The sequence below is a fragment of the Pseudomonas sp. NFACC37-1 genome, from assembly GCF_900101575.1.
GTDB classification, from domain to species: domain Bacteria; phylum Pseudomonadota; class Gammaproteobacteria; order Pseudomonadales; family Pseudomonadaceae; genus Aquipseudomonas; species Aquipseudomonas fluorescens_AA.
Genome location: NZ_FMUZ01000014.1, coordinates 62,215 through 75,731 on the forward strand (window position 1 = coordinate 62,215; position 13,517 = coordinate 75,731).

11 protein-coding genes are annotated in these 13,517 nt (G+C 60.9%); 8 read left to right on the top strand and 3 right to left on the bottom strand.

Going from position 1 to position 13,517, the window contains the following annotated elements; genetic code table 11:
- Positions 1-51: 51 nt before the first annotated feature.
- A complete protein-coding gene (gene flgA / locus BLP82_RS16235) occupies positions 52-816 on the bottom strand; it encodes a flagellar basal body P-ring formation chaperone FlgA (protein ID WP_072412228.1) in 765 nt (254 codons plus the stop codon).
- A gap of 78 nt (positions 817-894) precedes the next feature.
- Between flgA and BLP82_RS16240 the strand changes: the two genes are divergently transcribed.
- The 6 genes from BLP82_RS16240 (at position 895) to flgE (ending at position 5,983) form a co-directional block, all read left to right on the top strand.
- Positions 895-1,821, top strand: coding sequence for a chemotaxis protein CheV (locus BLP82_RS16240; RefSeq protein ID WP_092169922.1), 927 nt, complete (start codon positions 895-897; stop codon positions 1,819-1,821).
- 58 nt (positions 1,822-1,879) lie between these two features.
- Positions 1,880-2,707: a protein-glutamate O-methyltransferase CheR gene (cheR, locus tag BLP82_RS16245; RefSeq protein WP_003204735.1), complete on the top strand. Its 828-nt coding sequence runs from the start codon at positions 1,880-1,882 to the stop codon at positions 2,705-2,707.
- 356 nt (positions 2,708-3,063) lie between these two features.
- Positions 3,064-3,471, top strand: coding sequence for a flagellar basal body rod protein FlgB (flgB, locus tag BLP82_RS16250; protein WP_060741037.1), 408 nt, complete (start codon positions 3,064-3,066; stop codon positions 3,469-3,471).
- A 3-nt stretch (positions 3,472-3,474) separates the two neighbouring features.
- Entirely contained in the window at positions 3,475-3,918 is a 444-nt protein-coding gene (flgC, locus tag BLP82_RS16255; RefSeq protein WP_060741038.1) for a flagellar basal body rod protein FlgC, read from the top strand.
- A gap of 15 nt (positions 3,919-3,933) precedes the next feature.
- Positions 3,934-4,656 carry a flagellar hook assembly protein FlgD gene (gene flgD / locus BLP82_RS16260; RefSeq protein WP_092169926.1) on the top strand — a complete coding sequence of 241 codons (723 nt, stop codon included), beginning with the start codon at positions 3,934-3,936 and terminating at the stop codon, positions 4,654-4,656.
- 28 nt (positions 4,657-4,684) lie between these two features.
- Positions 4,685-5,983 (top strand): flagellar hook protein FlgE, encoded by a 1,299-nt coding sequence (gene flgE / locus BLP82_RS16265; RefSeq protein WP_092169930.1) that lies wholly within the window; start codon positions 4,685-4,687, stop codon positions 5,981-5,983.
- Between the two features lie 362 nt (positions 5,984-6,345).
- Here the strand turns inward: flgE and BLP82_RS16270 are convergent, their stop codons facing one another.
- Positions 6,346-9,237: a ribonucleoside-diphosphate reductase subunit alpha gene (locus BLP82_RS16270; protein ID WP_060741041.1), complete on the bottom strand. Its 2,892-nt coding sequence runs from the start codon at positions 9,235-9,237 to the stop codon at positions 6,346-6,348.
- 887 nt (positions 9,238-10,124) lie between these two features.
- Between BLP82_RS16270 and BLP82_RS16275 the strand changes: the two genes are divergently transcribed.
- On the top strand, positions 10,125-10,847 hold the full coding sequence (locus BLP82_RS16275) for a response regulator (protein ID WP_092169934.1): 723 nt from the start codon (positions 10,125-10,127) through the stop codon (positions 10,845-10,847).
- On the top strand, positions 10,844-12,454 hold the full coding sequence (locus BLP82_RS16280; RefSeq protein ID WP_092169937.1) for an ATP-binding protein: 1,611 nt from the start codon (positions 10,844-10,846) through the stop codon (positions 12,452-12,454). The genes BLP82_RS16275 and BLP82_RS16280 overlap by 4 nt, the downstream gene beginning before the upstream one ends.
- A gap of 115 nt (positions 12,455-12,569) precedes the next feature.
- Here the strand turns inward: BLP82_RS16280 and BLP82_RS16285 are convergent, their stop codons facing one another.
- Positions 12,570-13,295: a 4'-phosphopantetheinyl transferase family protein gene (locus BLP82_RS16285; RefSeq protein ID WP_092169941.1), complete on the bottom strand. Its 726-nt coding sequence runs from the start codon at positions 13,293-13,295 to the stop codon at positions 12,570-12,572.
- Positions 13,296-13,517 lie beyond the last annotated feature (222 nt).

Below are 13,517 nucleotides of genomic sequence, written 5' to 3' on the forward strand. Positions count from 1 at the left end.
CTAGGGAACACCGGGATCAAGCGCCAGCTTTCTACCTCCTCTACCGGGTCATTACATCGCCACTTCCACTTGGCCTGGAGCCATCACTTGCGCCTTGATGACGCGCTGGGAATTGAGGTTTTTTACCCGTATCTGTTCACGCATGCCGCCGTTGGACAGGGCCTCGCCGGGCATCCGCACGGCCAGTGAGCCGCTGCGGGCGGTGATGACCACCTGGTCGCCCTTGCGGACCACCTCGGCCTGTTCCAGGTGCACCAGCGTCACGACCTGGTCGGCGACCATTGGTCGGACAAGTTTCTGCCCGATGGCCTGATCGACAGAGGTCAGGAAGCCCTGGGTGATCTGGCTGATGTCCCGTTCGCGCAACATCACGTCTTGGGGCTCGACGATCCCGGCCCGCTTGAGCGGACGCGTGGTGGTGACGATTTCCCGGAACAGGCGCACTTGAGCGGGCACGAACACCGTCCAGGGCGCGGCGCTGTCGCAACGAACCTTCACCGTGACGCGGCCCAGTGGGCGGGCCGGGCTCTCCAGCGAAGCAGTCAATTCCTTGTCACACATGGGCATGCGCAGGCGCGGGTCGAGCTGGTTGACTTCGATTTCGTAACGACCTTCGGTTTGACTGGTTGCCAGGTAGTCTTCTACGGTGAATTCAAGAAAGCCCTGAGTGACGCCGATAAGGAGATCAGGCAAGGTAACCGGAGCCGCCGCAAGGGCAGGACCGCCCGAAGTGAACAGGCAGGCAGCCAGCAGTGCACCGAGCCAGTGGCGGCAGTGAGTGGTCAGGCGTCGAGAAAATGTCGTTTGTGCGTTCATGCCGGTTCAATAGCAAGCCCCGTGCCGTTTAGTGATGAATGCGCGTCGGACACTTTAGCGTTAGGTAGGAGTCAGGGCATGGCGGGAGTAATGGATTCGGTGAACCAGCGCACTCAGCTGGTCGGTCAGAATCGCCTGGAGCTGTTGTTGTTCCGTCTCGACGGCCAACAAATGTACGGGATCAACGTATTCAAGGTCCGCGAGGTGCTGCAATGCCCCAAGCTGACCCTGATGCCCAAGTCCAGCCCCGTCGTGTGCGGTGTGGCCAATATCCGGGGTGCGACCATCCCGATTCTCGATCTGGCGATGGCGACCGGTTCCGGTCGGTTACTGGACCAGAGCAATCCGTTCGTGATCATCACCGAGTACAACACCAAGACCCAGGGTTTCCTGGTGCGCTCGGTGGAGCGCATCGTGAACATGAACTGGGAAGAGATCCATCCACCGCCCAAGGGCACCGGCCGCGATCACTACCTGACGGCTGTGACCCGGGTCGACAACCAGTTGGTGGAAATCATCGACGTGGAGAAGATCCTCGCCGAAGTGGCGCCCACGCCGGAAGCGATTTCTGCGGGTGTGGTGGACGCCGAGACCCAGCACAAGGCGATTTCGCTGCGGGTGCTGACTGTCGATGATTCGTCGGTGGCACGTAAGCAGGTGACCCGTTGCCTGCAAACGGTCGGTGTGGAAGTGGTGGCGTTGAACGATGGGCGGCAGGCGCTGGATTACCTGCGTGCACTGGTCGACGAGGGCAAGAAGCCCGAAGAGGAGTTCCTGATGATGATTTCCGACATCGAGATGCCGGAGATGGACGGGTACACCCTGACCTCGGAAATCCGCAGCGATCCGCGCATGCAAAAGCTGCACATCATCTTGCATACTTCGTTGTCCGGGGTTTTCAACCAGGCGATGGTCAAGAAGGTCGGTGCCGACGATTTCCTGGCGAAATTCCGTCCCGATGACCTGGCGTCCCGGGTCGTCGATCGGATCAAGACAGCAGAATAAAGTAAAGGTCTGGCGCGTTGTGCGCCCGGCAAGTCAACACGATGAAAGAGGCGGTATCTTGTCTACGGGTAATTTGGATTTCGAACAGTTCCGGGTCTTCCTGGAAAAAGCCTGTGGCATCTTGCTTGGTGAAAACAAGCAATACCTGGTGTCGAGCCGTCTCAATAAATTGATGGAGCAACAGGGCCTCAAGTCATTGGGCGAGCTTGTGCAGCGTATCCAGACCCAACCGCGCAGCGGCTTGCGCGAGATGGTGGTGGACGCCATGACCACCAACGAAACCCTGTGGTTTCGGGACACCTATCCGTTCGAGGTGCTGAAGAACAAAGTGCTGCCGGCCGCCATCAAGGCCAGTCCGGGCCAGCGCTTGCGGATCTGGTCGGCGGCCTGTTCGTCGGGGCAGGAACCCTATTCGCTGTCGATGTCCATCGATGAGTTCGAACGCTCCAACCTGGGCCAGTTGAAAGGCGGCGTGCAGATTGTCGCCACCGACCTGTCCGGGACCATGCTCAATAACTGCAAGACCGGTGAGTACGACAGCCTGGCCATCGGCCGTGGTTTGTCGCCGGACCGGCTGCAACGCTACTTCGACCCGAAAGGGCCGGGCAAGTGGGTGGTCAAGGCACCGATCAAGAGCCGGGTGGAGTTTCGCTCGTTCAACCTGCTGGACAGCTACGCCAGCCTGGGCAAGTTCGACATCGTGTTTTGCCGCAACGTGCTGATCTACTTCTCCGCCGAAGTGAAGAAAGACATCCTGCTGCGTATCCACAGCACCCTCAAGCCGGGTGGCTACCTGTTCCTTGGCGCCTCCGAGGCGTTGAACGGTTTGCCGGATCATTACCAGATGGTCCAGTGCAGCCCGGGGATTATTTACCAGGCGAAGTGATTGGCTTGGGTTGACAAAAAACGGGAGTCCCCACGGGCTCCCGTTTTTTTATGCCCGCTAATTCCTCCCTATCACCATTATCCCTGTGGGAGCGGGCTTGCTCGCGAATGCGGCGGTCAGTCGAGATAAATGTCGCTGTCACACCGCTTTCGCGAGCAAGCCCGCTCCCACAGTTTGAATGCCATTGCCCTTGAGAAGCGGCAGAAAAGCGGCAGCTTGCGGAAGCCAGTTGCCGCTTTTCTGGCATTGCCGCCTTGCCGATGCCCGCAAAGCCCCGGTTTACGGGGCTTTGGAAAGTGGCACGCCGCTTGCTATAGCCAACGTACGTACATTCTGGTCACCCAAAGGTTTCCGACATGAGCATCAGCTTCGATAAAGCGCTCGGTATCCACGAACAGGCCCTGAGCTTCCGCGCCCAGCGTGCCGAAGTCCTGGCCAACAACATCGCCAACGCCGACACCCCGAACTACAAGGCGCGGGACCTGGATTTTTCCAAGGTGCTCGCCGAGCAGAACGATAAGGCCAAGAACGGCCACTTCGCCTTGAACATGACCAACAACCGTCATATCGAAGCCGAAGGCCTGGGTAATGGCGACGAGTCGCTGATGTATCGCACGCCGATGCAACCGTCGATCGACCAGAACACCGTGGACGCTCAACTGGAACAATCCAACTACGCGGAAAACTCCGTGAACTTCCAGGCCAGCTTCACCCTGCTCAACAGTAAGTTCAAAGGGCTGATATCGGCCCTGCGCGGAGAGTAAGCCATGTCGATTGCTAGCGTATTCAACATTGCCGGCAGTGCCATGAGTGCCCAGACCACTCGCCTGAACACCGTCGCCAGTAACATCGCCAACGCCGAGACCGTTTCGTCGAGCATCGACCAGACCTACCGCGCCCGCCACCCGGTATTCGCCACCATGTTCCAGGGCGGCCAGTCCGGTGGCAGCGACTCGCTGTTCCAGGACCAGGAAGCGGCCGGGCAAGGCGTACAGGTGCTTGGCGTGGTCGAAGACCAGAGCAACCTCGAAGCACGTTATGAGCCAAACCATCCGGCCGCGGACGCCAAGGGTTATGTCTACTACCCGAACGTCAACGTCGTCGAAGAAATGGCCGACATGATTTCCGCCAGTCGTTCGTTCCAGACCAACGCCGAAATGATGAACACCGCCAAAGCCATGATGCAGAAGGTCCTGACCCTCGGTCAGTGATAAGGGGCGAGTCACATGAGCGTTACCAACACTACAAGCGGTTTGAGCCTCAACGAGATTCTGGCCAACTCTTCGGTCAAGACCAACAACACCTCCGATGGTCTCGGGGGCGCGGCCAAGGCGGCGACCGGCAACCAGGAACTGGGCAAGGATGCGTTCCTGCAACTGCTCGTTACCCAGCTGAAAAACCAGAACCCGCTGGAGCCTCAGGACAACGGCGAGTTCGTTGCCCAATTGGCGCAGTTCAGCAGCCTGGAAGGCATCACCACCCTCAACGAGACGGTGAGCGGCATCGCCGGCAACTACAACTCGTCCCAGGCCCTGCAGGCCTCGTCGCTGGTGGGCCGCTCGGTCATTGCCCCGGGTGACAAGGCGGTGGTCGATACCTCCAAGAGCCTCAACGGTACAGTGGTGGTGCCAACCTCGGTGTCCTCCGTCGCCGTCAAGATCGTGGACAAGGACGGCAAGACGGTTCGCACCATCGACCTGGGCAGCCAGAATGCCGGCAACTCGGCCTTCATCTGGGACGGCAAGAACGACGCGGGTACGGTCGTTGAATCGGGTACTTACACCTTCGCCGCTTCGACCACCATCGACGGCAAGGCCACGTCGCTGATCACCAACCTGCCGGCCACGGTCAGCAGCGTGACCATCAGCCAGACGGGCGGCGAGCTGATGCTCAACCTGGCCGGGCTGGGCAGCATTGCCCTGTCCAAAGTACAAACTATTGGTATGTAGAGCCGACTAACCGGCAAAAGGAGTCAACATGTCTTTTAACATCGGCCTTAGCGGTCTCTATGCAGCCAACAAACAGCTGGACGTGACCGGCAACAACATCGCCAACGTGGCGACCACCGGTTTCAAATCGTCCCGCGCGGAATTCGAAGACGTCTACTCGGCCACCAAGCTGGGTTCGGGCAGCAAGACCGTCGGCAACGGCGTGCGCCTGGCCAACGTTTCCCAGCAGTTCGGCCAGGGTGACGTGAACAACACCGGCAACGTGCTGGACATGGGCATCCAGGGCCAGGGCTTTTTTGTCCTGAGCAACGACGGCTCCCTGAGCTATACCCGTGCCGGTACGTTCAAGACCGACAAGGAAGGTTTCATCACCAACAGCGATGGTACTGCGCGCCTGCAGGGCTATGGCGTGGATGCCAACGGCAAGATCCAGAACGGTATCCTGACCGACCTGCGCATCGACACCTCGAACCTGCCGCCGAATGCCACCAGCTTGGTTTCGTCGACGATCAACCTGAACTCGACAGCGACGGCGATCACTGCGGCGTTCAATCCGAACGACACCGCTACGTTTACCAAGCAGTTCACCACCCCGGTCTACGACACCCAGGGCAACCAGCATTCCATGGACCAGTACATGGTCAAGACTGCCGGCAACACCTGGAACGTCTATACCTTGATCGATGGTCGTAACCTGAACGGCAGCTTGCCGACCACGACCGGTGCGACTGCGCCGATCCCTTCGACCATGAACTTCGATTCGAACGGCAAGTTGACCACGGTCACCACTCCGCCAGCGACGGTCAATAGTGATCTGGTACTGACCGGCTGGGTTCCCGGCACCGTGACCAACGGCGTATGGGCCGCCAACGGCGCCGCGAGTGCACCAACCATCACGATTTCCATGGGCAATACCAGCCAATTCAACGCCGACACCGCCCGCTCGATTCCAGCCCAGAACGGCTACGCCACCGGTCAGATTACCAACCTGACCATCGACGGCAGCGGTGTGTTGCTGGCCAACTTCAGCAACAACCAGACCAAGCCGATCGGCCAGCTCGCGCTCGCCAGCTTTACCAACGAGCAAGGTCTGCAGCCGGTAGGCGGCACCAGCTGGAAAGAAACCTTCGCGTCGGGCATCCCGGGCTACGATGCCCCGGAAACCGGCACCCTGGGTTCGATCGTCTCCAACTCCCTGGAAGAGTCCAACGTCAACCTGACCAACGAACTGGTCGAGCTGATCAAGGCCCAGAGCAACTACCAGGCGAACGCCAAGACCATCTCCACCCAGAGCACCATCATGCAGACCATCATTCAGATGGCCTGATGTCGACGGTTGCTTGAAGGCTGTACAAGGAGCCCCTCGCAAGAGGGGCTTTTTCATACCCGCTAGAGCCCGTCCTCATGCCAGGTTTCCTTTTGTGGCGAGGGGATTTATCCCCGCTGGGCTGCGCAGCAGCCCTCCACAAGCAGTCAATACGACCTGCCTGACCCACCGGGTCGCTGGCATTCAGGGCCGCTCCGCGCCCCAGCGGGGATAAATCCCCTCGCCACAATGAATGTCACCCTGAATATGGATGAGGGCAGCCCAGGCGACGTCGTTTCCAAGGCAAAAGAAAACCCCCGATAAACCAGCGGTCTATCGGGGGCTTATTTCAGCAGGCGCCTTTACGCGCCCACCCGCTCAGCTTATTGGCAAGCTTCGCAATCCGGCTCGTCGATCGCGCAGGCCTTTGGCACTGGCGCAGGTCCTGCTGGAGCAGCCAGGACCGAATCGTCACCGTGGTTGCCGCCGCTGGAGACCGCGTTCAGCTTGCCGGTGTTGATGGTCGACTTCTCGGTGCTGGTGGCGGCCAGGGCACGGAGGTAGTAAGTGGTTTTCAGGCCACGGTACCAAGCCATGCGGTAGGTCACGTCCAGCTTCTTGCCCGAAGCGCCGGCGATGTACAGGTTCAGCGACTGAGCCTGGTCGATCCACTTCTGGCGACGGCTGGCGGCGTCGACGATCCACTTGGTGTCCACTTCGAACGCGGTGGCGTAGAGCGCTTTGAGCTCTTGCGGGATGCGTTCGATCTGCTGCACCGAGCCGTCGTAGTACTTCAGGTCGTTGATCATGACCGAGTCCCACAGGCCGCGAGCCTTGAGGTCGCGAACCAGGTACGGGTTGATCACGGTGAATTCGCCCGACAGGTTCGATTTCACATACAGGTTCTGGTAGGTCGGTTCGATCGACTGCGACACGCCGGTGATGTTGGCGATGGTGGCGGTCGGTGCGATGGCCATGATGTTGGAGTTACGGATGCCTTTCTGCACACGGGCGCGAACCGGTGCCCAGTCCAGGGATTCGTTCAGGTCGACGTCGATGTACTTCTGGCCGCGCTGGGCGATCAGGATCTGTTGCGAGTCCAGCGGTAGGATGCCCTGGGACCACAGCGAACCCTGGAACGTCTCGTAGGCGCCACGCTCGTCGGCCAGGTCGCAGGAAGCCTGGATCGCGTAGTAGCTGACCGCTTCCATGGACTTGTCGGCGAACTCGACCGCGGCATCGGAACCGTACGGGATGTGCTGCAGGTACAGCGCGTCCTGGAAGCCCATGATGCCCAGGCCGACCGGACGGTGCTTGAAGTTGGAGTTCTTCGCTTGCGGCACCGAGTAGTAGTTGATGTCGATCACGTTGTCGAGCATGCGCACGGCGGTGTTCACGGTGCGTTGCAGCTTGGCGGTGTCCAGCTTGCCGTCGACGATGTGGTTCGGCAGGTTGATCGAGCCCAGGTTGCAGACCGCGATCTCGTCCTTGTTGGTGTTCAGGGTGATCTCGGTGCACAGGTTCGAGCTGTGGACCACGCCCACGTGCTGCTGCGGGCTGCGCAGGTTGCACGGGTCCTTGAAGGTCAGCCATGGGTGACCGGTTTCGAACAGCATCGAAAGCATCTTGCGCCACAGGTCTTTGGCCTGGACGACTTTGAACAGCTTGATCTTGTTGTACTCGGTCAGGGCTTCGTAGTACTCGTAGCGCTCTTCGAAGGCCTTGCCGGTCAGGTCGTGCAGGTCCGGCACTTCGGATGGCGAGAACAGGGTCCACTTGCCGTCATCGAAGACACGCTTCATGAACAGGTCGGGGATCCAGTTGGCGGTGTTCATGTCGTGGGTACGACGACGGTCATCACCGGTGTTCTTGCGCAGCTCGATGAACTCTTCGATGTCCATGTGCCAGGTTTCCAGGTAGGCACAGACCGCGCCCTTGCGCTTGCCGCCCTGGTTGACCGCAACGGCGGTGTCGTTGACCACTTTGAGGAACGGCACGACGCCCTGGGATTTGCCGTTGGTGCCCTTGATGTACGAGCCCAATGCGCGAACCGGGGTCCAGTCGTTGCCCAGGCCACCGGCGAATTTCGACAGCATGGCGTTGTCGTGGATGGCGCCGTAGATGCCCGACAGGTCGTCCGGAACGGTGGTCAGGTAGCAGCTCGACAGCTGTGGACGCAGGGTGCCGGCGTTGAACAGGGTCGGGGTCGACGCCATGTAGTCGAAGGACGACAACAGGTTGTAGAACTCGATCGCACGGTCTTCGCGCTGCTTCTCTTCGATTGCCAGGCCCATGGCCACGCGCATGAAGAAGATCTGCGGCAGTTCGAAACGGATACCGTCCTTGTGGATGAAGTAACGGTCGTACAGGGTTTGCAGGCCCAGGTAGGTGAACTGCTGGTCACGTTCGTGGTTGATCGCCTTGCCGAGTTTTTCCAGGTCGAATTCGGCCAGGACCGGGTTCAGCAATTCGAACTCGATACCCTTGGCGACATAAGCGGGCAACGCCTTGGCGTACAGGTCGACCATTTCGTGGTGGGTCGCGCTCTCGGCGACTTCCAGGAAGCTCAGGCCTTCGGCACGCAGGGTGTCCATCAGCAGGCGGGCGGTCACGAAGGAGTAGTTCGGCTCGCGCTCCACCAGGGTCCGGGCGGTCATCACCAATGCGGTGTTGACGTCCTTGAGGGCGACGCCGTCATAGAGGTTCTTCAGGGTTTCGCGCTGGATCAGGTCGCCATCGACTTCTTCCAGGCCTTCGCAGGCCTCGGTGACGATAGTGTTCAGGCGGCCCATGTCCAGCGGCGCCAGGCTGCCGTCGGCGCGTGCGATGCGGATCGAAGGGTGGGCCTGGACCGGTGCGTCGGCCGGGGAGCGGGTGGCACGCTCCTTGGCGCGGGAGTCACGGTAGATCACGTAGTCGCGGGCCACTTTCTGCTCGCCGGCACGCATCAGGGCCAGTTCGACTTGGTCCTGGATTTCTTCGATGTGGATGGTGCCGCCCGAGGGCATGCGACGCTTGAAGGTCGCGGTGACCTGTTCGGTCAGGCGGGCCACGGTGTCGTGGATTCGCGACGAAGCGGCAGCGGTGCCGCCTTCAACTGCGAGAAACGCTTTGGTGATGGCGACGGTGATCTTGTCATCGGTGTAAGGAACGACAGTGCCGTTACGCTTGATCACACGCAGTTGGCCCGGCGCGGTGGCGGACAGATCCGGGCTCGAATCGGCGGCCAGCGGCGCGGTGCCCTGCGGGTTCTCGCGAGTTGTGTCGGTGTGCATGGGTGTCTCCACGTTCTTTATGTTTGTTTGGGCACCATCACGGTGCCCACCGTTCCGTCCTGAAGCACTACAACCGACTGGCGCCGGGCATAACAACTTCGGGACAGTAGGAAGCAGGCGTTTAATGCCGCTTCCATCCGAAGTTCTCAGGTTGCGAGCGAGGCTCGAAACCGGATTGCCGGGGTGGCAGCAATTGACTGCAACACCCGTACCGTTTCGGTCGTTTTCGACCTTGAAACAGCTGCCATCCGCAGGGGCGGTCTGGGCTTGGGGAAATGCGATGTTTCAGTTGAACAGAAGCAAGAAAAAGCGCTTGAACTCGCTGCCCGACTTGTGTTTGGTTTTTGGCCTGAAACCCTACATGTAGGGTTTTTTACGCGGCGGGCTACAAGATAATGCGTTTTTGGGGGGTATGCAACGTACTACCTGTGGATAAGCCTGTGCGTAATTTGTGTGCGAAACGTGGAACTGCTCTGTAGGCCGCGACCTAGCTGGAGTGGACCTTTTTTCATCGGTTTCAACGGTCTGAAAACTGCCCGATGGTTTTTTGCGGGCGCGGACGTTACCACATAAAACCTGCTTCGACCGAACGCATTTGTCCGCTTGTTTTCTAGGGGGGCGACGTTTATACAATCGGCCGGTGTGCTGGCATGTTTATCCTCCTTTGATATGACAAAAAGAGGGGGCTGTATTCGAATGCCCGGGGTGAGCGGCTACTTGTGGCGAGGGGATTTATCCCCGTTGGGTCGCGAAGCGGCCCCTGCATTCTGTCTGACTACAACAGTGAGCATTTTTGGGGGCTGCTACGCAGCCCAGCGGGGATAAATCCCCTCGCCACAGGATTGTGGCCATCCTTCCTTTTATATTCACAGCAAGACGAGGCCCCCATGGAACAAGAAGCCTGGCAGGTATTGATCGTCGAGGATGACCAGCGTCTGGCCGAGCTGACCCGGGAATACCTCGAAAGCAACGGGTTGCGTGTCGCCATCGAAGGTGACGGTGCGGTGGCGGCGGCGCGGATCATTGCCGAGCAGCCGGACCTGGTGGTCCTCGACCTGATGCTGCCCGGCGAAGACGGCTTTAGTATCTGCCGCAAGGTGCGCGAGCACTATGATGGGCCGATCCTGATGCTCACCGCCCGCACCGACGACACCGATCAGATCCAGGGCCTGGACCTGGGCGCCGATGATTACGTCTGCAAGCCGGTTCGCCCGCGCTTGCTATTGGCGCGGATCCAGGCCCTGCTGCGACGCAGCGAGCCGGAGCCGAGCGTGGCGCAGAAGCAGCGGCGCCTGCAATTCGGCCCGCTGGTGGTCGACGACGCCCTGCGTGAAGCCTGGTTGCAGGGCAACGGTATCGAGCTGACCAGCGCCGAATTCGACCTGCTGTGGCTGCTGGTGTCCAATGCCGGGCGCATCCTGTCCCGGGAAGAAATCTTCACCGCCCTGCGCGGCATCGGCTATGACGGCCAGGACCGCTCCATCGACGTGCGTATTTCGCGCATCCGGCCCAAGATCGGCGACGACCCGGACCATCCCCGGCTGATCAAGACCATCCGCAGCAAAGGCTACCTGTTCGTCCCTGAAGCTTGCGCAGACTTGGCGCCGTGAATTCGATCTTCCTGCGTATTTATGGCGGCATGTGCGCGGCGCTGGTGCTGGTGGCGGTCCTCGGTGTGCTGGCCCTGCACCTGCTCAATCAGACCCGCAGCGAGCAATACCGCGAGCGCCTGGCCCACGGCACGTTTTCGTTGATGGCCGACAACCTGCGGCCCATGAACGACACCGAGCGCCACCGGGCACTGCTGGTGTGGGAGCGCCTGCTGGGCATTCCTCTGGCGTTGCAGACCTTCTCCCAGACCGACCTCGATCTCGGTCAGCGTACCCGTGTACTGCGCGGCCAGGCGTTGGTCGAGCAGACCGGGCCCCATGCGGCAAAAGTCTATCGACTGGTCAATGAAACCGAGCAATTGATGTTGGTCGGGGAAGTCCAGCAGATCAGCGAGCAATTGGCCCGCGCGACCATTTACCTGTTGGCCGACGAACTGGTGCGTTACCCCGTGGCCGAGCAACCCAAGCGGCTGGCGCAACTGGAGCAGGAAAAAGGGTTTGGTTTCGACCTGCGACTCATGACCGCCGAGCAGGCCGACATGGACGAAGACCAGCGCCGTCGCGTGTCCGAGGGCGATACGGTGATGGCGCTGGGCAAGGGCGGCGATTCGATCCGGGTCTTCGCCGGCATGGTCGGCACCCCGTGGGTCCTGGAGATCGGCCCGCTGTACCAGATGAACCCTTATCCGCCGCAATGGCTGGTGCTGATCGCGGCGCTGGGGTTGAGCCTGATCGGGTTGATCGTCTACCTGTTGGTGCGTCAGTTGGAGCGGCGCTTGCGTGGCCTGGAGTCGGCCGCCACCCAGATCGCCCAGGGCAGCCTGGAAACCCGGGTGCCGGCCCGAGGCGCCGATTCGGTCGGGCGATTGGCGGCGGCGTTCAATGGCATGGCCGAGCACTTGCAGCAACTGTTGGCGATCCAGCGCGAGCTGGTGCGAGCGGTGTCCCACGAATTGCGCACCCCGGTGGCGCGCCTGCGGTTTGGCCTGGAAATGCTCGGCAGCGCCACCACGCCCCAGGCCCGGGACAAATACCTGGCGGGCATGGACCACGACATCGAAGACCTGGATCGGCTGGTGGACGAAATGCTCACCTACGCGCGGCTGGAACAGGGTTCACCGGCCTTGAATTTTCAGCGGGTGGATCTGGATGCGCTGGTTAACCAGGTGATCGATGAGCTGGGGCCGTTGCGGGCCGGGATCACGGTCGAGCGCGGTCTATGCCTGTCGGCCGCCGATTGCGATGGCGCCTGGGTCGAGGCTGAGCCACGCTTTCTGCATCGGGCCTTGCAGAATCTGGTGGGCAATGCCATGCGCCACGCCCATTCCAAGGTCACGGTCAGCTACCAGGTGGGCCAGTTGCGCTGTCGGGTGGACGTGGAAGATGACGGGCCCGGCGTGCCGGAAGCGGCGTGGGAGCGGATTTTCAAACCCTTCCTGCGCCTGGACGACAGCCGCGCCCGCGCTTCGGGCGGTCATGGGCTGGGGCTGTCGATCGTGCGGCGGATCATCCATTGGCACGATGGCCGGGCGTTGATCGGCAAGAGCAAGAGCCTGGGTGGCGCCTGTTTCAGCCTGAGTTGGCCAAGGCATCAGGATAGGTCTTGAGAGGTGCGGTGCCTCTGCCGGCCTCATCGCGAGCAAGCTCGCTCCCACATGGCCATGCGTCCAACCTGTGGGAGCGAGCTTGCTCGCGATGAGGCCCTCCCAGACACCAGAAACCTCAGGTCCTGATCCCCACCAGGCTCAACAATTGCCCATCCTTCACCCCAAACTGCGCCTGCAGCTCACTGCCATGGCGCCATTGGGTCGACAGGTCCGTCAGCAAGCGCAGCCGCACCTGTCCGTCGTGTGTCCAGTCCAGCACCTCGGCATGCTCGAAATAAAAACGCTGCCTGACGATGGGGTACAGCGCCTTGAACAAGCTTTCCTTCACTGAAAAGGTCAGGGTCACCAGCAAGGCCTGGTCATTGCGTGTGAGCCGGGTCATGCGCTGCAATTCTGGCGGGGTGAGGATTTCACCGGCCAGGCGCTCGGCGCGCTCGGGGTCGAGCAGGTTCTCCACGTCCATGCCCAAGCCTTGCCAGTGGTCTTTTTTCGCGACGATGGCCGCTGCCCGGCCCGTGCTGTGGGTGATCGAGCCGCTGATATGAGCCGGCCACACCGGGGCGCGGTCTTCGCCGATGGCCGGTACGCAGGCCAGGCCGTCGAGCCGCTGCAACGCCGCCCGGGCGCAGATCCGCCCGGCCAGGAATTCTGCCTGACGCTTGGCGACCGAGCGCTGGATGCTCGCCGGGGGTTCGATGGCGCTGTTGGGGAAGTCATTGCCGGTCAGCAGCAGTGGATCAAAGCAGGTGCTCAACAGCACTGTATCGGACAGGGCTTCGGGCAACAGCCATTGATCATCCAGAGGCGTACAGCAGGCGGGCAGGTCGGGGAGTGCGTTCATGCCCGGCATTTTGCCGGGTTGGTGGGAGGCTGGGTAGTGGGGCGCGCTTCATGGATGGAAGGGAGAGGGCTTTGGTGGCGAGGGAGCTTGCTCCCCTTGGTCTGATGCGGGTTAACGTTGCGAACACTGTTGTGGCGAGGGGATTTATCCCCGCTGGGCTGCGAAGCAGCCCCAACAGCAGCGATGCATCTGATACATGGAGTGTCAGATTCAGGGCCGCTT

Excerpts from the sequence above, each read along its gene's own strand:
- flgD (WP_092169926.1), top strand. The coding sequence starts at position 3,934 with ATGAGCGTTACCAACACTACAAGCGGTTTGAGCCTCAACGAGATTCTG.
- flgC (WP_060741038.1), top strand. The coding sequence starts at position 3,475 with ATGTCGATTGCTAGCGTATTCAACATTGCCGGCAGTGCCATGAGTGCC.
- BLP82_RS16270 (WP_060741041.1), bottom strand. The coding sequence starts at position 9,237 with ATGCACACCGACACAACTCGCGAGAACCCGCAGGGCACCGCGCCGCTG.
- BLP82_RS16275 (WP_092169934.1), top strand. The coding sequence starts at position 10,125 with ATGGAACAAGAAGCCTGGCAGGTATTGATCGTCGAGGATGACCAGCGT.
- flgB (WP_060741037.1), top strand. The coding sequence starts at position 3,064 with ATGAGCATCAGCTTCGATAAAGCGCTCGGTATCCACGAACAGGCCCTG.
- flgE (WP_092169930.1), top strand. The coding sequence starts at position 4,685 with ATGTCTTTTAACATCGGCCTTAGCGGTCTCTATGCAGCCAACAAACAG.
- BLP82_RS16240 (WP_092169922.1), top strand. The coding sequence starts at position 895 with ATGGCGGGAGTAATGGATTCGGTGAACCAGCGCACTCAGCTGGTCGGT.
- flgA (WP_072412228.1), bottom strand. The coding sequence starts at position 816 with ATGAACGCACAAACGACATTTTCTCGACGCCTGACCACTCACTGCCGC.
- BLP82_RS16285 (WP_092169941.1), bottom strand. The coding sequence starts at position 13,295 with ATGAACGCACTCCCCGACCTGCCCGCCTGCTGTACGCCTCTGGATGAT.